General features: G+C 61.3%; 19 protein-coding genes. 14 read left to right on the forward strand and 5 right to left on the reverse strand.

Features of this window, described 5'->3' with window-relative positions:
- Positions 1–76: 76 nt before the first annotated feature.
- The 5 genes from LOC54_RS07180 to mnmE all read right to left on the reverse strand — a co-directional run bounded on the left by LOC54_RS07180 (position 77) and on the right by mnmE (position 5,605).
- On the reverse strand, positions 77–997 hold the full coding sequence (locus tag LOC54_RS07180) for a ParB/RepB/Spo0J family partition protein (protein ID WP_279313144.1): 921 nt from the start codon (positions 995–997) through the stop codon (positions 77–79).
- A gap of 5 nt (positions 998–1,002) precedes the next feature.
- Positions 1,003–1,758: an AAA family ATPase gene (locus tag LOC54_RS07185; RefSeq protein ID WP_279313161.1), complete on the reverse strand. Its 756-nt coding sequence runs from the start codon at positions 1,756–1,758 to the stop codon at positions 1,003–1,005.
- Positions 1,759–1,822: 64 nt separating this feature from the next.
- The gene (gene rsmG / locus LOC54_RS07190) at positions 1,823–2,395 is read right to left on the reverse strand and encodes a 16S rRNA (guanine(527)-N(7))-methyltransferase RsmG (RefSeq protein ID WP_279313145.1); all 573 of its coding nucleotides are present in this window, start codon (positions 2,393–2,395) and stop codon (positions 1,823–1,825) included.
- A gap of 2 nt (positions 2,396–2,397) precedes the next feature.
- Complete coding sequence (mnmG, locus tag LOC54_RS07195) at positions 2,398–4,263, reverse strand: tRNA uridine-5-carboxymethylaminomethyl(34) synthesis enzyme MnmG (RefSeq protein ID WP_279313146.1); 1,866 nt, start codon at positions 4,261–4,263, stop codon at positions 2,398–2,400.
- A 28-nt stretch (positions 4,264–4,291) separates the two neighbouring features.
- Positions 4,292–5,605 (reverse strand): tRNA uridine-5-carboxymethylaminomethyl(34) synthesis GTPase MnmE, encoded by a 1,314-nt coding sequence (gene mnmE, locus LOC54_RS07200; protein WP_279313147.1) that lies wholly within the window; start codon positions 5,603–5,605, stop codon positions 4,292–4,294.
- A gap of 83 nt (positions 5,606–5,688) precedes the next feature.
- Between mnmE and LOC54_RS07205 the strand changes: the two genes are divergently transcribed.
- The 14 genes from LOC54_RS07205 to LOC54_RS07270 all read left to right on the forward strand — a co-directional run.
- Positions 5,689–6,165 carry a methylated-DNA--[protein]-cysteine S-methyltransferase gene (locus tag LOC54_RS07205; protein WP_279313148.1) on the forward strand — a complete coding sequence of 159 codons (477 nt, stop codon included), beginning with the start codon at positions 5,689–5,691 and terminating at the stop codon, positions 6,163–6,165.
- A gap of 107 nt (positions 6,166–6,272) precedes the next feature.
- Positions 6,273–7,058: a 4-hydroxy-tetrahydrodipicolinate reductase gene (gene dapB, locus LOC54_RS07210; protein WP_279313149.1), complete on the forward strand. Its 786-nt coding sequence runs from the start codon at positions 6,273–6,275 to the stop codon at positions 7,056–7,058.
- A gap of 180 nt (positions 7,059–7,238) precedes the next feature.
- Complete coding sequence (metK, locus tag LOC54_RS07215; protein WP_279313150.1) at positions 7,239–8,426, forward strand: methionine adenosyltransferase; 1,188 nt, start codon at positions 7,239–7,241, stop codon at positions 8,424–8,426.
- Positions 8,410–9,141: a tRNA (guanine(46)-N(7))-methyltransferase TrmB gene (locus LOC54_RS07220; protein WP_279313151.1), complete on the forward strand. Its 732-nt coding sequence runs from the start codon at positions 8,410–8,412 to the stop codon at positions 9,139–9,141. Before metK ends, LOC54_RS07220 begins: the two co-directional genes overlap by 17 nt.
- Before the next feature lie 300 nt (positions 9,142–9,441).
- Positions 9,442–9,915, forward strand: coding sequence for an META domain-containing protein (locus LOC54_RS07225; protein WP_279313152.1), 474 nt, complete (start codon positions 9,442–9,444; stop codon positions 9,913–9,915).
- Positions 9,916–10,050: 135 nt separating this feature from the next.
- Complete coding sequence (argS, locus tag LOC54_RS07230; RefSeq protein ID WP_279313153.1) at positions 10,051–11,838, forward strand: arginine--tRNA ligase; 1,788 nt, start codon at positions 10,051–10,053, stop codon at positions 11,836–11,838.
- Positions 11,835–12,875 (forward strand): SPOR domain-containing protein, encoded by a 1,041-nt coding sequence (locus tag LOC54_RS07235; RefSeq protein WP_279313154.1) that lies wholly within the window; start codon positions 11,835–11,837, stop codon positions 12,873–12,875. The genes argS and LOC54_RS07235 overlap by 4 nt, the downstream gene beginning before the upstream one ends.
- Positions 12,854–13,735, forward strand: a complete 882-nt coding sequence (locus LOC54_RS07240; RefSeq protein ID WP_279313155.1) for a ScpA family protein — start codon at positions 12,854–12,856, stop codon at positions 13,733–13,735. Before LOC54_RS07235 ends, LOC54_RS07240 begins: the two co-directional genes overlap by 22 nt.
- Positions 13,732–14,388: an SMC-Scp complex subunit ScpB gene (scpB, locus tag LOC54_RS07245; protein WP_279313156.1), complete on the forward strand. Its 657-nt coding sequence runs from the start codon at positions 13,732–13,734 to the stop codon at positions 14,386–14,388. Before LOC54_RS07240 ends, scpB begins: the two co-directional genes overlap by 4 nt.
- Before the next feature lie 105 nt (positions 14,389–14,493).
- Positions 14,494–15,042, forward strand: a complete 549-nt coding sequence (gene tatB / locus LOC54_RS07250; protein WP_347709393.1) for a Sec-independent protein translocase protein TatB — start codon at positions 14,494–14,496, stop codon at positions 15,040–15,042.
- A 5-nt stretch (positions 15,043–15,047) separates the two neighbouring features.
- On the forward strand, positions 15,048–15,836 hold the full coding sequence (gene tatC / locus LOC54_RS07255; RefSeq protein ID WP_279313157.1) for a twin-arginine translocase subunit TatC: 789 nt from the start codon (positions 15,048–15,050) through the stop codon (positions 15,834–15,836).
- The gene (gene serS / locus LOC54_RS07260) at positions 15,836–17,119 is read left to right on the forward strand and encodes a serine--tRNA ligase (RefSeq protein WP_279313158.1); all 1,284 of its coding nucleotides are present in this window, start codon (positions 15,836–15,838) and stop codon (positions 17,117–17,119) included. The genes tatC and serS overlap by 1 nt, the downstream gene beginning before the upstream one ends.
- 30 nt (positions 17,120–17,149) lie before the next feature.
- On the forward strand, positions 17,150–18,310 hold the full coding sequence (tgt, locus tag LOC54_RS07265; RefSeq protein WP_279313159.1) for a tRNA guanosine(34) transglycosylase Tgt: 1,161 nt from the start codon (positions 17,150–17,152) through the stop codon (positions 18,308–18,310).
- Between the two features lie 109 nt (positions 18,311–18,419).
- Positions 18,420–19,272 (forward strand): autotransporter strand-loop-strand O-heptosyltransferase (locus LOC54_RS07270; RefSeq protein ID WP_279313160.1); only part of this gene is annotated, 853 nt, incomplete at its 3' end.

The following is a 19,272-nucleotide window of genomic DNA, read 5'->3' on the forward strand; positions in this document are numbered from 1 at the left end:
TGCCCTGCCGCAAACCATCCAATCCATCGGGCTCAGAAAGTGGGCTCATATCGGTCAAACATGATAACCGTTGGTATTATCTGTTGAGAAGTGCGAGCAGGCCGTCAAGCTGTTCCAGGGTTTTGTAGTCAAAGCGGATCGAGCCGCCTTTTCCGTCGAAGGTGACGGCGACGCGAAGGCCGAGTTTTACTGAAAGGTCGCGCTCCAGAGAGGCAATTTCGGGATCCCGGCGAGGTGTGTCCTTCTGCGCGGACGGTTTGCCTGTTGTCTGAGGTGCCGCCAGGGCCTTCTGGGCCAGAGCTTCTGTCTGCCGGACCGAGAGATCTTTTGCGATCACTTCCCTTGCGGCGCTGACGGGATCGGGGTGGCTCAGCAGGGCGCGGGCATGGCCTGCGGACAGTTTTCCTGCTGTCACGTCCCGGCGCAGGGAGTCCGGCAGACGCAGAAGGCGCAGGGTGTTGGCCACGTGCGGGCGGGATTTGCCGATCAGGGTGGCCAGTTCGTCCTGGGTCAGGTGATAGTCTTCGATCAGGCGGCTGAAGCCCTCGGCTTCCTCGATCGGATTGAGATCGGCGCGCTGGAGATTCTCGACCAGGGCTGCGGCCATCGCATCGGTGTCGCTCAGCGTGCGGATATGCACCGGCACATCGTGCAGCTGTGCTTTCTGCGCGGCTCTCCAGCGGCGTTCTCCGCCGATGATCTGATAATGTCCGGGTTTGTCCGGATGGGGGCGGGCCAGCACCGGCTGGAGCACGCCCTGGCGACGGATGGATTCCGCCAGCTCTTCCAGGGCTGCCGGGTCCATATTCTGCCGAGGCTGGAACGGGCCGGGTTCGAGCATGTCCACCGGGACAGAGGAGATCTGCCCGTTGCGGGGGGATGTCTCGGCAGTCTGCTGGGCTGCCGGTGACGGGACTGCGGCTGCACCCGGGACAGGAAGATCTCCGAGCAGGGCGGCAAGACCGCGGCCGAGGCGCTGGGGTGGTTTTTTTGCCATCGGGATCAGTCTTTCCTGCTTCGCCGTTTTACGATTTCTCTGGCCAGATCAGTATAGGCTGCGGCTCCGCTGGAGCGGGCGTCATACAGCATGACCGGCAGCCCGTGGCTCTGGGCTTCGGAAATCCGGATATTCCGCGGGATGACCGTGTCCAGAACGGCATCTCCGAAAAAGGCACGCGTATCGGCGGCGACGAGTTCGGAGAGGTTATTCCGCCGGTCGTACATTGTCAGGAGGATACCGGATATTTTCAGATCCGGATTGAGCTGTTTCCTGACGCGGTCGATGGTTTTCTTCAGATGGCTGATCCCTTCCAGCGCGAAGAACTCGCACTGCAGCGGAGCGATGACACCGTCGGCCGCGACAAGGGCGTTCAGGGTCAGCAGGCCGAGGCTGGGAGGGCAGTCGATCAGAATGAAATCGTACTGCGCTTTCAGCCCGGCGAGGCCTTTTTTCAGGCGGTGTTCGCGATCTTCTGCTGCGATCAGCTCGACCTCCGCGCCGACCAGATCGGTATCGGCGGCAACGATGCTGAGGTTTCCGACTTCGGTCGGACGCAGAAGGGCGGCCGGATCGGCTTCACCCAGAAGCAGGGCGTAGCTTCCGTTCTGCCGGGCATCGTAGCCTATGCCGAGACCTGTGGAGGCGTTTCCCTGCGGATCGAGATCGACCAGCAGAATCTTCTTACCCAGTCCGGCCAGCGCGGCGGCGAGATTGATGGAGGTCGTGGTCTTGCCGACGCCTCCTTTCTGGTTCGCCATGGCCAGAACCTGTGCGCCCCGGGATGACGGAGCGGAGGAGGAGGATTTTTTCGGGCGGGGAGAATCAGACACGTGTGAGATTACTCACTCTGAGGATGACGCCGTCCGGAGAACGGCCGGGGAGTCTTGAGAGGGTCATGTGCCAGTCGCGGGCGGCACGGGTCAACTCATCTTCTGCCTGTCTGCCCTTCATGAAAAGCGCATATCCGTCCGGTCTGAGGAGCGGGGCGGCCCATTCGAGGAGAAGCGGCAGATCGGCCAGAGCACGAGCTGTCACGATCGGCGTGGGAGGCAGGCTGACCGACTCGATCCTGGACGGAACGATTGTTGCCCTGCAGCCGGTCACGCGGGCGGCCTCACGCAGGAAGGCGCATTTCCGCTGATCGGACTCGACCAGCGTGACATGTGCATCGGCGGCGATGGCAAGGATCAGCCCGGGAAATCCTCCGCCTGATCCGAGATCGGTTACGACACTGCCGGGAGGGACCAGAGGAACGAGTTCGAGGCTGTCTTCTATGTGGCGGGGCCAGAGATGCGCCATGTCCTTTGGTGAGACGAGATTGATTTTCTCGTTCCACTTCGTGAGGAGTGCAGCGAAGACTTCCAGGCGTTCCTGCGTTTCACGTGAAACATCCATGCTCAGGCGGCCTGTTTCAGGCGGCTGAGCAGGGCCATCAGTGCGGAAGGAGTCATTCCGGGAATGCGCTGTGCTGCACTGAAGGTTGACGGACGGGCGCGCTCCAGACGCTCCTGCATCTCTGCGCTCAGCCCTCCCACGGTCGCGAAATCGAAATCATGTGGTACGGCAAGCGCCGTTTCGGCCTCAAGCTGCCTGATTTCCCGCGCCTGTCTGACAAGATATCCGCCATAGCGGGCTTCCGTCTGCACATGCTGCCTGACGCGGGGAGAGAGCTCCGAAAACCAGGGGGCAAGACGTGAGGCGATATCGGACGAAGCTCCGGCGGCCAGAACCTCGATCAGGGTGCGGCGGCGTCCGTCCTGTGCCACGGAGACGTCTTCCGCGATGATCTGTGCCGGTGTCCATGTGTCCGTTTCTGCCCGTTCCATCGCCCCGTCGATAGATTTTTTATCGGCTCTGAACAGGGCGGCTCTCTGTGCGCCGACGCAGCCGAAATCGATACCGGCAGGTGTCAGGCGCAGGTCTGCGTTATCTGCTCTTAAGGTCAGTCGATATTCCGCGCGGGAGGTGAACATGCGATACGGTTCGGACACACCCTGGGTTGTGAGATCGTCGATCATGACCCCGATATAGCCCTGCCCGCGGTCGATCGTGACGCAGTCGCTTCCTCCTGCCCGGCGTGCCGCATTCATACCAGCGAGGAGACCCTGTGCCCCGGCCTCCTCATATCCGGTCGTGCCGTTGATCTGACCGGCCAGAAACAGGCCGGGGAGCGCGCGCAGTTCCAGTGTCGGATTCAGGGCGCGGGGGTCGATGTAGTCATATTCGACGGCATATCCGGGACGAACGATCTCTGCGTGTTCGAGGCCGGGCATTGTCCGGATCATCCGCTCCTGCACGTCTGCGGGCAGGGATGTTGAGATTCCGTTCGGATAGACCAGATCTCCTCCGGGGTTGTCCGGCAGGGCTTCCGGTTCCAGAAAAATCTGGTGAGATGTTTTCTCTGCGAAGCGGACGACCTTGTCCTCAATCGACGGACAGTAACGCGGACCCCGCCCGGCGATGGCTCCGCCATAGACCGCAGAGAGATTTATATTTTCTCTGATAATTTCATGTGTTTTTTCGGTTGTGGCCGTGATGCGGCAACTGACCTGCGGGTTGACCGGGCCGGAACTGCTCCGGCTGAAAAGCTCGGGCGTGGCATCTCCGGGATCAGCCTGGAGCCCGTCCCAGTCGATGCTGCTTTTGCGCAGACGTGCCGGTGTACCGGTTTTCAGCCGTCCCATTGGAAGATCCAGCGCTTCCAGGCGGGCCCCGAGCGCGTTGGCCGGAGCTTCTCCCACCCGACCGGCGGGCGTGTTCTGATGTCCGATATGGATGACACCGCGCAGGAATGTTCCGGCTGTGAGGACGACGCTGCGGGCTTCATAGATACGCCCGTCCTCGCACACCACGCCGCTGACGGATTTGTCTGCCGCGATCAGCAGATCGGCAACCGCGCCTTCCTCAATGGAAAGTCCCTCGGTTGCACTCAGGATATCCTGAACGGCCTTTCTGTACAGGCCACGATCTGCCTGCGCGCGCGGACCATGAACGGCCGGACCTTTGGAGCGGTTGAGCAGCTTGAAGTGAATACCGGCCAGATCAGCGGCGCGCGCCATGACGCCATCAAGTGCGTCGATTTCGCGCACGAGATGGCCCTTTCCTATTCCGCCTATGGCCGGATTGCATGACATCACGCCGACCGTATCTTTCCGGTGCGTCAGCAGCAGCGTCCGGGCGCCGCAACGTGCGGCCGCTGCCGCGGCCTCGCTTCCCGCGTGCCCGCCGCCCACCACGATGACATCGAACCGTGTCGTTTCCATCTCTCCAGACCCTGCTTCTTCCGTCTTTCTATTTTCCGATACAGAACTGCCCGAAGACCGTATCGAGAATATCCTCCACTCCGACCGCACCGGTCAGCCGCCCCAGCGCCCGGAGCGCCACACGCAGATCCTCTCCGCGTATTTCCGGCCATTCCTGGATCAGGGCACGGTCCAGACACTGCAATGCCTCTGACACGGCGGCACGATGGCGGGACCGGGTCAGGGGAGCACCTGCGCGGCCTGATGTCAGAGCCACGACACGGGCTTCCAGTTCCTTCTTCAGCCCGTCCAGCCCCTGCTCCGTCAGAAGACTCAGTCCGAGCACGGGCCGGTCATTGATATGATCCGGCGGCGGATACAGATCCGTCTTGTTGCACACCAGGATCGCATCAGGAAGAATTTCTTCAGGCGGCTCGTTGGCCGTGAACATCTGCACGCAAAGATCGGCATGTTTCACGTGAAACATCGCCCGGCGCACGCCTTCTGCCTCAATGGGATCGGCCGCCTCCCGCAGGCCTGCCGTATCAACCAGCGTAACCCTGAGTCCGCCGATGACGATCACGGTTTCTATGGCGTCCCGGGTGGTTCCCGCCAGAGGAGAGACGATTGCCGCATCCCGTCCGGCGAACAGGTTGAGCAGGCTGGATTTTCCCGCATTGGGTCGCCCTGCGATCGCAATAGTCAGCCCTGTGCGAATCCGTTCTCCGCGTGCGCTGTCGGCAAGATGGGCGGAGAGTTCATCTCGCAATGTCGTGATGCCGCTTACGGTGGCGGCCCCGACTTCCGGGGGCAGGTCTTCGTCGGGAAAATCGATCAGGGCTTCCTGGCGCGCGACGAGAATGCGCAGGCGTTCTGTCCAGTCATTGCATATGCGGCTGAGTGCGCCGTCGGCCTGGGCGAGGGCCTGCCTGCGCTGGGCCTGTGTCTCTGCCGCGATGAGATCGGCAATTCCCTCGGCTTCCGTCAGATCGAGTCGCCCGTTCGCAAAAGCCCGTCGTGTGAACTCCCCGGCTTCGGCGGGACGCGCGCCGGCCTCTGTCAGGGCTTCGGAGACGGCGGCGATGACGGCGGGGCCTGCGTGAAGATGCAGCTCGAAGCTGTCTTCTCCCGTATAGCTCTGTGGTCCGGGGAACCACAGCACCAGCGCGTCGTCCAGCCGGTCTCTGTGCCCGGACGCGTCGCGCCAGAGCGGCCGGAGTGAGGCTCTGCGCGGTGCGGGCAGCTTGCCGCACAGGCGGCTGAGCACGGCTCCGCTGTCCGGTCCGCTGGCCCGCATCACCGCGATGGCGGCACGTTCCAGGCCGGATGCCAGAGCGAAGATGACGTCGGAGGAGGAAGTCATGGCGGAGGCTGATCTCTTTCTTGTCACGATGCGCAAGACGGGTTCATACTATATTCAGATCACTGGCTACAGGTATCCGGATCATGCCCCAGCTTTCCATGCATTCGCCGCTTGGCTCCCTGACCCTGACGGAGGAAGACGGCGCGCTGATTTCTCTGGACTGGGGCCGCGGGCGGGACCAGGAGAATACGCCGTTTCTGGAGCAGGCCTGTGCCTGGCTTGATGCATGGTTTGATCACCCCGGGGGCGTGTTTCCGTTACCGATGCGCCCGCATGGGACGGTCTATCAGAGGCGTGTGTGGGATGTTCTTCTGACGATTCCCTGCGGACAGACCCTGACCTATGGCGAGGTTGCATCCCTGGTAGGCGGGTCTCCGCGATCTGTCGGCGGGGCTGTCGGGAGCAATCCGATCCCGATCCTGATACCCTGCCATCGTGTGCTCGGAGCGAAGGGGCTGGGGGGATTTTCCAGCGATGGCGGCGTGGATGATAAGCGGTGGCTGCTGGAGCTGGAGCGTGGCGAGACGGGAGGCGTGCAGAGCTGCCTTCCCGTGTCATGACCGGGGCGGCGCGTCGTATTCTGCCGTGACCACGGGCATGTTGAAGCCCGTGGCCAAACGACGTATGGCTTCCGGGACTTTCCCCTGACAGATCGGGACGCCGCGCCATGACCTCCGGAACTCTTCGCATCGGCATTGCCGGAATCCACGGCCGGATGGGCCGGATGCTGGTCCGCAGCGTGCAGGACGCGCCCGCCGCGTGTCTGTCAGGCGGAACGGCCCTGACGGAGAGTGCTCCGGTGGAGGGGGCTCCCGTGTTCGCACGGATTGAGGACCTTGCGGATGTGTCCGATCTCGTGATCGATTTTACGCATGTCAGCACAGTTGCGGCACATGCACGTGCTCTTGCGGATCGCAGGACGCCCTGGGTTCTGGGTACCACCGGGCTTTCCGGGCAGGAGCAGGCTGCCGTCGTTGCGGCTGCGGCGGATATTCCCGTGATTCAGGCGGCAAATTTCTCACCCGGTGTCACGCTTGTCCTGCGGCTGGCGCGACAGATGGGGGCAGCACTTCCTGCGCGTTCATATGATGCCGAGATTGTGGAGATGCATCACCGGCAGAAGGTTGATGCGCCGTCAGGAACGGCGCTGGCGATCGGTGAGGCCGTGGCGGACGGGCGGGATGTCTGCCTGTCCGATGTGAAGGAGAGCGGGCGTGACGGGCATACGGGCGCGCGGGCGGAAGGGGCGATCGGCTTTGCGGCCCTGCGGGGCGGGCAGATCGTGGGCGAGCATACACTGCTGTTTACCTCGGCGGCCGAGCAGATCGGTCTGACGCATCGCGCCTTTGATCGTCGTGTCTTTTCCGATGGTGCCGTGCAGGCCGCCCTGTGGCTGGCGGGGCACGAGCCCGGTCTTTATGACATGGAAAACGTGCTGGGCCTGAAATCCTGATCCTGCGGAAACAGAGCTTTTACAGGGACATAGCCTGAGGCATGACTGTCTTTCCCGAGCGGGAACTTGACCCGGGACGCATCCTGGGTCAAACGGGCTATCCCTTTTCGCGCGATTTTTTCGCGGGAATTTCACGGGTCTGAGACCCCTTCCTGTCCTTTGTGAGGCTGTCGGCACATCATGCGCAAACACGGCGAGTTCCTGTTTACTTCGGAATCCGTTTCCGAGGGCCATCCCGATAAGGTGGCAGACCGGATCAGCGATACGGTTCTCGATGCCTATCTCTCTGCCGATCCGGAAGCGCGCGTGGCGTGCGAGACCCTTGTGACCACCAATCGCGTCGTTCTGGCCGGTGAGGTCCGTGGTCCGGCTTCCGTCACCTCTGAGCTGCTGGTCGAGGCGGCACGTGAGGCGATCCGCGACATCGGTTATGACCAGAGCGGCTTCTCCTGGAAAAACGCGGAAATCAGCAATTATCTGCACGCACAGTCCGCTGATATCGCCGTCGGCGTGGACAGCGCCGGAGAGAAGGATGAGGGTGCGGGCGACCAGGGCATCATGTTCGGTTTCGCCACGAGAGAGACCGACACGCTGATGCCGGCTCCGCTGTATTATTCCCACAAGATCCTGGAGACGATGCGCGATCTGCGTCGTGCCGGAGATCCGCGTGCGGCTGGTCTGCAGCCGGATGCCAAGAGCCAGGTGACGCTGCGTTATAAGGACGGCCGTCCGGTCGGTGCGACGTCTGTCGTGATTTCCACGCAGCATGATGAGGGCATGGATCAGGCAGAGCTGCGTGAGCATCTGGGCGGAATTGTCCGGGACGTTCTTCCTGAAGGCTGGGTGCCGCCGGATAAGGAATTCTATGTCAATCCGACCGGAATTTTCGTCATTGGCGGACCGGATGGCGATGCGGGTCTGACGGGCCGCAAGATCATCGTGGACACCTATGGCGGTGCGGCTCCGCATGGCGGTGGTGCGTTCTCCGGTAAGGATCCGACCAAGGTGGACCGTTCGGCGGCCTATGCCTGCCGTTATCTGGCGAAGAACATTGTTGCGGCCGGTCTGGCTGATCGCTGCACGCTGCAGCTGTCCTATGCCATTGGCGTGTCTCATCCCCTGTCGGTCTATGTGGATCTGGACGGTACGGGTCAGGATGTGGATGAGACGAAGCTGGGGGATGTTCTGCGTGAGGTCATGAACCTCAGCCCGCGCGGTATTCGCGAGCATCTGCGTCTGAACCGTCCGATCTATGTTCCGACTTCGGCCTATGGTCATTTCGGCCGCACGCCGGATGAGGATGCGGATACCTTCCCGTGGGAGCGCACCGATCTGGTGCCGGCCCTGCGCAGTGCCTTCAACCGCTGAGACCTCCGTCTCTGCCGGTGGCCTGAAACCACCGGCAGAGCGGCTTTACGGACGCCAGCGGGGTCATCCGCTGCGTCCCAGGCAGCAGCGCCTTCTGGACATCACCCTGCCGCGTCTGCGCTTTCCTGCGGATCAGGCGGGAGGTCCGGCTGCTGCCTTTGCTCCGCCCCGGAACGAACTCTGGCTTGAGGTCGGGTTTGGCGGTGGCGAGCATGTTGTTTCCCAGATCGAAGCGCATCCGGATGTCGGCTATATTGCCTGTGAGGTGTTTGAGAACGGGCTGTGTTCCCTGCTCTCGCGTCTGGTTCCGGAAGGGCTGAGCGAGGCGGATGCATCGCTTCCGGCCGGCCTTCGTCTGTGGGATGAGGATGCACGACAGCTTCTTACGGCTCTTCCTGAGGCGTCCCTGAGCCGTCTGTTTCTGATGTTTCCTGATCCGTGGCCGAAGGCGCGACATGCCAAGCGGCGCTTCGTGCATCCGGGGAATCTGCCGGTCGTGGCCCGTGCTCTAAAGCCCGGCGCGGTCTGGCGCGTGGCCAGTGATGATCCGACCTATCAGGCCTGGGTGACGGATGTCATGACGTCTCAGGATTTTTTTGATTATACCGAGCCGGCCCGCAGTCGGCCCGATGACTGGCCGCCGACGCGATATGAGGCCAAGGCGCTCCGATGCGGACGTACGCCGCTTTACTGGAGTTTCGTGCGCCGGGGCTGATCTTCCCGGCCTCGTGCGGCCCGCGGGGCCGTTCGGGTGTGGCTGATTCCCAAGACGGATTTTCGGGTCTTTCCTCCCGTCCAGGCTGCCGCGCCTGGCTGCAGGATATTCTCTTTTTCCATGTATCGTTCCGGTTTCTGTCTGCAGGATGCGTCTTTCCATTTTTTAGGAATATGCATTTGCAAACGGCCTGATTTCTCATAAAATAAAGGGACCGGAGGGACCGTGTCTCTTTCCGGAACCGGGGTCCTGCTCCGGATACACGAGCCTTGCTGACCACAACAGGAAAGACTTCGTCCGGTGAATTTTCGTTCTAAAGCGTGTTTCCTGACTTCTGCGGGCCTTGCTCTTCTTCTGACGGGCTGTGTATCTGACCAGCCGCAGGGCGAGTCCGCACGGATCACACCGGGACACTGGGACGTTGTGAGTGTCGGCGGGACGCCTCTGGTCGGGCAGGAAGGCGGTGGTGAGACGGGGAAATTCCCGTTCCTCGTCGTTTCCGACAATGGTGACGTGTCCGGTTTCGGCGGGTGCAACCGCCTGCGGACACATCTGACGCAGACGGAGACCGGCTACAGCTTCGGTCCCGTCGTGGCCACGCGGATGTTCTGCCCTGCGATCATGACCGAAAACCGTCTGACCGAGGCTCTTGGCAAGGTGGTCAGGGCGGAGGGGTCTCCGCGCGGGACGCTCGGGCTTTATGACGTGCAGAATAATGAGCTGCTGGTTCTTCAGCAGGCCGGAGCCCCTGCTCCGGCAGCTGCGAAGGACTGAAAACCTCCTTTCCAGGGCTGATTATCGGCAAAACCCGGTCGCATCCGGACGCAATGCGCTGTATGAGGTCTGACCTGCTCCGGCGCATTCTGTCCTTTTCTGCCGGGGGATCAGGCTGGGGAGGAGTTCCTGCGGATGTCCGGTTGTCTGTTTCATCGCTATCGTGCGCATGTGCTGGAGGCGTTGCGTGCGGTTGTTCCTGAAATCGGCGAGGATGTTCTCGGACGTGTGGAGCTGACACCCGCGCGTGATCCGGCGCATGGAGATATGGCGACGAACGCGGCGCTGCTGGCGGCGAAGCCCGCGCGGCGAAAGCCTGCCGATCTGGCGGCTGATCTGGTTGCAGCACTCCTGAAGGTGGACGGGATCGCCCGCGCGGAGGCGGCCGGGCCGGGCTTTGTGAACATCACGCTGTCTCCGGAGACGCTCCGTTCCGTGGTGCCCGCCGTTCTGCAGGCCGGGGAGGCCTGGGGCGAGGGCGAGGGCGGACGCGGTATCCGGGTGAATGTTGAATATGTGTCGTGCAATCCGACCGGTCCGGTTCATGTCGGGCATTGCCGCGGGGCCGTTGTAGGTGATGCGCTGGCCAGCCTGCTGAAAAAGGCCGGTTATGACGTCACGCGGGAATTCTACATCAACGATGCCGGGGCGCAGGTGGCCATGCTCGCCTGGGCGGCCTACTGGCGTTATCTGGAGCAGCTTGGCACGTCCCTGACGGAAGAAGAGTTTTCCGCTCTGGTGCCGGGCGGGCTGCAGTATCGCGGTGAATATCTGATCCCCGTCGGTGAGGCGCTGAAGGCGCAGTTCGGGGAAGCATTTGCAGAGCCGGGCGGACAGCCTGCCGATCCGGAGAAGTGGTTCCCTGAGGTCCGCAGCTTTGCCGTTGCGCGGATGCTGGAGGGGATCCGGGCTGATCTTGCGGATCTCGGCGTGTCCTTCGACGTATTCACGTCCGAGGCCAAAGTGCTTGGCGACGGGATCGTGGACCGGGCAATTGATGCTCTGGCCGGCAAGGGCCTGCTGTATGAGGGCGTTCTTGAGCCGCCCAAGGGCAAGCTGCCCGATGACTGGGAGCCGCGCCCGCAGACGCTGTTCCGTTCGACGGAATTCGGGGATGACGTGGATCGTCCGCTCCGCAAGTCCGACGGGTCCAACACCTATTTCGCGAATGATATCGGCTATCACGCTGACAAAATCTCGCGCGGTGCGGATGTGCTGGTTGATGTGCTCGGCGCGGATCATGGCGGCTATGTCAGCCGGATGAAGGCGGCGGTGAAGGCGCTTTCGGACGGGAAGACGCCGCTTGAGGTTCTGCTGTGTCAGATCGTGCATATCGTGCGCGACGGGCAGCCGGTGCGGATGTCCAAGCGGGCAGGAAATTTCGTGACGCTGCGTGATCTGCTGGATGAGGTGGGGCGTGATGCGGTCCGCTTTACGATGCTGACCCGCAAGAGCGACGCGCAGATGGAGTTTGATCTGAACGCCGTTGTGGCACAGACGCGGGATAATCCGGTATTTTACGTGCAGTATGCCCATGCCCGCTGCCGTTCGGTGCTTCGGGCCGGAGCCGAGATGTTCGGGGCGGACGCGACGACGGATACGGTGCTGTCTCAGGCTGCGACGGACGGGCTGGATTCGGAGGCGGAGACCGCGCTGATCCGCCGTCTGGCCTCCTGGCCGCGCACGGTGGAATCCGCGGCGCTGGCGCGGGAGCCGCATCGCATTGCGTTCTGGCTGGGCGATCTGGCTGCTGATTTCCACGGGCTGTGGAATAAGGGCCGTGATGATACGACGCTGCGCTTCCTGCAGGAAGATCAGCCGGAGGCGACGAAGGCCCGTCTCGCACTCGTGGCGGCGACGGCAGCGACCCTGCGCAGCGGTCTGCTCCTTCTTGGCGTTGAACCGGTAGAGGAAATGCGATGAGCGATGATCCCAGAGACGTCACCCCGCCGGACCCTCATGCGGACCGGCTGAACCGTGCGCGCGAGCGGATGGCTGCGGATTATGATGATCCGGAGCCTGTGCGTCGCGGCGGGATGCTGGCGGGCGGTCTGATCCCGCAGGACAAGGCTACGCGCTGGCTGACCTGGGGCGCCCTGGGGCTTGGCGGACTGCTTGTGCTCGGCATCGGCAGCTGGTCGCTGCTGTCCCATCATCAGAGCGGAATTCCCGTTATTGCGCCGCCACCTGCGCCTGTTCGCGACAAGCCGGCCAATCCGGGCGGGATGGAAGCGAATGATCTCACAGCGCTGGAAGAGCCTGCTGATGACGGGAAACCGCATGTCATGCCCAGACCGGAACAGCCGGACCCTGCGGCGCTGGCAGCGCGTTATGGCGTGAAAAAGGACGGTGATACCGCCTCTTCCGGAGACGGAGCGGCGGACGGTGCTGCTGCCGGTACGGGTGCGGCTCCGGCTGATGCGGCGTCCGACGGTGCTTCTGATGCGGGTGCTGCAGCAGGACCCGAAGCCCCGTCTGCCGCTGCTCCGGCTTCCGATAAGAGCGATGAGGAAGTGCCCGCCACACCGGATGCGGCATCTGCTGCTGATTCCGAACCTGCAGCACCTGCGGAGTCCGGGGCTGCCGCTTCTACACCGGTGGCCGCACCTGCCACGAAGCCTGCCCGTGCTGCTGCAAAGCCTGCTGCTGCCGTAAAACCGAAGCCGGTGACCACGGTGAAGCCGGTTCAGGCGGCCGGTGCTGCTGCCGGGAAGGATACCTATGGCGTGCAGCTTGCGGCGCTGAATTCCGAAGCCTCCGCGCTGCAGGAATGGACGCGGATTCGCGAGACGTCTCCGGATCTGATCGGCTCGCATACGCCGCTGATCGAGAAGGTCACGCATGATAACGCGATCTTCTATCGCCTGCGGACCCGTGGTTTTGCCAGCCTGTCGGAAGCTCAGGCGTTCTGCGCCGGCATGCGCACGCAGGGCCATGCGTGCACGCCGCTGCGTCCGTAAACGGCGCGGTCATGGCGCCTGACGGGGCGATCGCAGCGGAGCCGCCTTCCGGCTCCGCACCCGGCGAAGGGGAACTGTTTACCGCCCCGGTCCTGCATCTCGACGGTTTCGAGGGGCCTCTGGACCTGCTTCTGGAGCTGGCGCGGGCGCAGAAAGTCGATCTTGCCCGTATCTCCATCCTTGATCTGGTGACGCAGTATCTTGCCGTCGTTGAGTCTGCCCGGCGTGTGCGGCTGGAGCTGGCGGCGGACTGGCTGGTGATGGCCGCGTGGCTGGCGTGGCTGAAATCGCGGCTGCTTCTTCCATCCGAGGACGGACCGGATGAGGAGGCTGCCGATGCGGCGGAGCTTCTGCAGGAGCGTCTTGAGGAACTGGCCCGGATGAGTGCGGCGGCGGCCTGGCTTTCCGCCCGTGATCAGCTTGGCCGGGACGTGTTTGCGCGGGGTGAGGCCGAAACGCTGGTGGAGATCGACCGGTCCGGCCTTGCGCTGGATGTGCCGCAGCTGATGCGGGCATGGATGGCGGTGATCCGCCGGACGGCCAGAAAGAGGATTTACCGGCCGCGTGTGATCCGGTTCTGGACCGTGCAGGATGCGCTGGTGCGGCTGCGGCGGCTTCTGGGGAGTACGCCGCCGGGCTGGAGCTCTCTGGACAGCTATCTTCCCGAGGCTCTGCCGGAAACGGATGTGACGGACCGGGCCAGAGCCGGGCGGGCCGCTATGGCCGGCACTCTGATTGCCGGGCTGGAACTTGCGAAAAGCGGGATGCTGGAACTGAAACAGGATGAGGCTTTCGGAAAGATCTTTCTCCGCCCTCAGGAAGAGATGGAAATGACGGCTGAGGCCGGGGAGATGGAATGACGGATATCACGCAGGATATCTGGCCCTCTGATCAGGTCGTGCGCCTTGTGGAGGCGATGATTTTTTCCGCAAGCGCGCCGGTGAGTGCGAAGGCGATCCTGTCTCTTCTGGAAAATCAGGATCTTGTGCCCGACGGGGTCGAGGATCTGGATACCTGTCTGAGGGCCGTGTTTGATGCGCTTCAGACCCGTTATGCCGGGCGCGGGGTGCTGCCTTCGGAAGTGGCCGGAGGCTGGCAGTTCCGCACGGCACCGGATCTTGCTCCGCTGCTGACGAAAGTTCTGCCCCGGCCGCGCCGGCTGGCACGGGCCGCCATGGAGACGCTTGCGATCATTGCCTATCATCAGCCCTGTACCCGGGCGGAAATCGAGGACATCCGCGGTGTCTCTCTGGGTCAGAATGTTCTGGATACGCTGATTGAGGAATCCCTGATTGCACCGCGTGGCCGCAAGGAGGTTCCCGGGCGTCCGGTGCTCTGGGGGACGACGGCCGATTTCCTGCGTCATTTCGGGCTGAAGGGGCTGGGTGATCTTCCGCGGCGTGAGGAACTGATGACCGAGCTGCCCGAAGCGCTGCCCCGGACGGAGGAAGCGCAGGCGGAGACAGCCGATCTTCTGGCTTCTGAGGCGCAGGCCGGAGAGGAGGACGCGTGAGAGACGCGGAGATTTTCTCCCTGACGGCAGACGTGCTAGGGCAGGGGGGTCTCCGGTCTGGGGGGACGGCTGGTTTATCTGCGCGGTTATCCGCGCCGGGCGGGAATGATGCTTGACTTCGCGTGGTCGGAATTTGCTCTGATCGGGGTCGTGGCCCTGCTGGTCATCGGTCCGAAAGACATGCCGGTTGCCATCCGCGCCGTGAAGAAGGCTGTGAAAAAGCTGCGCGGTATGGCTTCGGAATTTCAGGAACATTTCGACGAGTTCATGCGCGAGGCGGATCTGTCCGAGGTCCGTAATTCGGTGCGTGATCTGCGCTCGATGGATGTCCGCCGTCATATTATGCGCACGGTGGATGGCGACGGCAGTCTTCAGCGGGCGATGGAGCCGCCTGTTCTGCCTGACCTTTCGCTCCCTGATCTTTCTTCCGGCACAGGCCGGGGCATTGCGACAGGGGAACTGCATTCTCCCGACCGGATCGCCTCTGTCCGGGAGGAGGCTGATCCCGGCCTGCCCGCGATCCTGCCGCCTATGACGGCCAGACGTATCCGGGAGGAAATGCCGCGTCTGCGCAGACCGGCCATTCTGCCGCCCGTGCGTATCTATCACGGGAGCCAGGCCGTTCCTTCCAGCTCTTCTCAGGCGGAGCACTGATCCGCATGTCTGCTGCACGGAACGACGATCCGATTCATGACGAGGCAATGCCGCTGCTGGATCATCTGATTGAGCTGCGGCGGCGTCTTATGTGGTCGCTTGCCACATTCGGCGTGTGTTTTGCCCTGTGCTATCACTTTGCCGGTGATATCTATCTTTTTCTTGCCCAGCCTCTGGGCGATGTCATGCGCAGGAACGGTGAGGAACCTCATCTGATCTATACGGCTCTGTATGAGGCGTTTTTCACGTATCTGAAAGTTGCTCTGTTCGGCGCGGGTTTTCTGTCCTTTCCGATGGTTGCGATCCAGTTATGGATGTTTATCGCGCCGGGGCTTTACCGTTCTGAAAAACGGGCCTTCGCGCCGTTTCTGGTCGCCACGCCGCTTCTGTTTCTGTCCGGTGCCGCACTGGCGTATTATTTCATCTTTCCTGTTGCCTGGAAGTTCTTTCTTTCTTTCCAGACCAGCGGCGGTCCTGGCGGAGTGCAGATCGAGCTTCAGGCCAAGGTGTCCGAATACCTGTCTCTTGTGATGAAGCTCATCATGGCTTTTGGCGTTTCCTTTGAACTGCCGGTGGTTCTGACACTTCTGGCACGGGCAGGTATCGTGACCTCCGGACAGCTTCGGCGTTTCCGGCGCTATGCCATTGTCGGCACATTCGTTGCTGCGGCCGTTCTGACGCCTCCCGATATGTTTTCCCAGATCGGTCTGGCTGTATGCCTGATCCTCCTTTACGAAATTTCCATTATTTCCACGCGTTTTGTTGAACCAGAAAAAACAGCAGAGGCAGACTGATGCACGACCTCCGCGCACTTCGCGCTGACCCGGAAGCTTTTGACGCCGCCCTGATCCGCCGGGGTGCTGAGCCTGTTGCCGCTACTGTCCTGCGTCTGGATGAAGAGCGGCGTGAGGCTCTGACCCGCCTTCAAGAAAAGCAGGCGCGGCGTAATGCACTTTCAAAAGAGATCGGTACAATCAGAAAGGCCGGAGGAGACAGTTCCGCACTTGAGGCCGAAGGGGCTCAGCTTCGTACCGATATGGAGGGGCTGGACGCCCGTGCGGCAGGGCTGGATGATGAAACGCGGCAGATGCTTGCGATCCTGCCGAACCGCTTGGATGATTCCGTTCCCGACGGGAAGGACGAGGCGCAGAACGTCGTGGTTCATGAGCACGGGGCTCCGCGTCATTTTTCTTTTACTCCGAAGCAGCATTTCGAAATCGGAGAAATTCTTACAGCGGGTTCCTATCCGCAGATGGATTTCGCCACGGCAGGAAAGCTGTCCGGAGCCCGGTTTGTCATGCTGCGCGGGCCGCTTGCCCGCCTGGAGCGTGCTCTTGGCCAGTTCATGCTCGATATGCATGTGAACGAGCACGGATATACGGAGACACATGTTCCCGTTCTTGTGGGTGAAGCCGCAATGTACGGAACGGACAAGCTTCCGAAATTTTCTGATCAGTCCTTCAGAACGGAGGAAGGACGCTGGCTGATTCCGACGGCCGAGGTTCCTCTGACTGCATCTGTTGCCGGAGATATACTTGAGGAATTCGTTCTCCCGCTGCGGATGACGGCGCTTTCCCTGTGCTTCCGGAGTGAGGCCGGATCGGCCGGGCGGGATGTCCGCGGTATGCTGAGGCAGCATCAGTTCGAAAAAGTCGAGATGGTATCGGTCACGAAGCCTGAGGACAGTGAAGCCGAGCATGAGCGGATGACGCGCTGTGCCGAGAAAATTCTTGAGGCTCTGGAGATACCCTATCGCCGGATGCTGCTCTGCGCTGGAGATACGGGTTTCGGCGCAGCGAAGACATTCGATCTTGAGGCATGGATACCAGGGCAGCAGGCCTGGCGTGAGATTTCCTCATGTTCCAATACGAGGGATTTCCAGGCGAGGCGTATGAACGCGCGCTATCGTGCTGCCGGCGGGGCTCCTGCCTTTGTGCATACGCTCAACGGATCCGGACTTGCGGTCGGGCGCACCCTGATCGCCGTTATGGAAAACTGGCAGGAAGAGGATGGCAGCATCATCGTTCCGCCCGTGCTGCGCTCCTATATGGGCGGATCAGAGAAAATATCTGCCTGAATAACGGATTTTCTGATAAGGATCGAATGGATGACCGGCTTCAGATGGGTTGCTGAGGCGACTGACGGCGCGGCCCGGGCCGGGACATTGCATACGGCACATGGTGCGGTTCCGACGCCGACTTTCATGCCTGTCGGGACTGTGGGGACCGTCAAGGCCATGACAATGGATGCCGTGCGCTCTACGGGTGCCGGAATTGTTCTTGGCAACACCTATCACCTGATGCTCCGGCCCGGAGCGGAGCGTGTCCGGGCTCTTGGCGGTCTTCATAAGATGATGGACTGGTCCGGACCGATCCTTACGGATTCAGGTGGTTTTCAGGTTATGTCTCTCGGGGCGTTGCGGAAACTTGATCAGGATGGAGTGACGTTTCAGTCCCATATCGACGGATCGAAACATCGTCTTGATCCGGAACGCTCCACCGCCATTCAGCATGCACTCGATGCCACGATCACGATGTGTTTTGACGAATGTCCGGCTCTGCCTGCATCCGTTGAAAGAATTTCTGAATCCATGCGTCTGTCCATGCGCTGGGCAGCGCGTTCGCGTGAGGCGTTCATACCTCGTGCGGGTTATGGTCAGTTCGGTATCGTGCAGGGCGGGACCGAGCCGCAGCTTCGAGCAGAAAGCGTCAGATCCCTGACGGATATCGGATTTGAGGGATATGCCATCGGCGGTCTTGCCGTGGGTGAGGGACAGGAACTCATGTTCTCCACCCTTGATGTGACGACGCCGCTGATGCCGGAGGACAAGCCCCGCTATCTGATGGGTGTGGGCACCCCGGATGACCTGCTGGGGAGTGTGCAGCGTGGCGTCGATATGTTCGATTGCGTGATGCCGAGTCGTGCGGGCCGGACCGCGCGGGCCTATACGGAGCGTGGTACGCTTAATCTGAGGAATGCGCGGCATGCTTCGGATGCCAGGCCTCTTTCTCCTGATTGTGACTGCCTGGCCTGCACGCGGCATTCCCGTGCCTATCTGCATCATCTGTTCCGCTGTGAGGAAATACTGGGACCGATGCTCCTCACATGGCATAATCTTTCCTATTATCAGAGGCTTATGAGAGGTATTCGCACTGCAATCACGGATTCCTCCCTCGATGCCCATGCCCGCCATCTGCGTGCGGAGTGGGCTACAGGGGACTGGACGATGGATGAAATGCCGCAGCCTGTTATCCCTTTTCCAGACTGAATGGCGCAATCATCCGCCGGATATGAATCCCCCGCCCTGAACATGGTTTATTAACCAATATATTTTATTCTTCGAATAATTCATTATCTTATCTAAGAGTTATTCGATCATGATTCCCTCTTCTGAAACATCTTCTGCTTCGGAAGATATATGTTCTGACTCTGCCGTATCCTCCCCTCCTGCTATTTCGGCGAACTGCGTTCCGCCACCGCAGCAACCTGTCATTGCAGGGCCTGAGGGGATTTTCTTCGATTTCAATCTGGGTGCCAGGCTCTCTCTTCCTGTAAGGGAAACGGGAAAATGGAAGTTCGTCATAAAAGATCTCGATACAGGGAATATACTTTTTACGAACGAGACGGCCGGTGCTTTTGTCCGGTCCTCAAAACGATTTTATGTCCGCTTCGGTCTTGAAGTTCACGATATCCGTGAGGACGGGACCACCGCCGGGATTTTCCGGCATGAACTGGATCTCAGGAACAGGAAAGTCATCATTCAGTTTCCTGTCGGGACGCTGGGCGATACTCTGGCCTGGTTCCCTTATGCTGAACGTTTTGCACTCAGACATGGAGCTGAGGTGACCTGTGTTCTGTCCGGGGCGATCCTTCCCCTGTTCCGTGACAGCTATCCGGATCTGAAGCTGATCAGCCAGGAAGATGCAAAAGAGCAGGATATCTATACGAATTGCTACGCCAGTTATTGTCTTGGCCTGTTTTTCGATGATGAGGAACATATCTGGCAGCCGACGGATTTTCGCTTCACCGGACTGCACAGAACCGCGCGCTACATCCTTGGCGTGGACCCGTCGGAAGTCCCCCGCGTATCGCCCTTCCGGATGATACGCGCCCTGTGGAGGAGCCTGATACCAACTCTGGGATGCCCTGACTCATATTTGATTTCTTTAGCAGCCTGTCGGGTTGGGCATTTTGCGGATCATAGGGCTGAGGCTGACCTGTCTTATGCTG

It is taken from the genome of Acetobacter sp. AN02 (assembly GCF_029759835.1).
GTDB lineage: Bacteria > Pseudomonadota > Alphaproteobacteria > Acetobacterales > Acetobacteraceae > Acetobacter.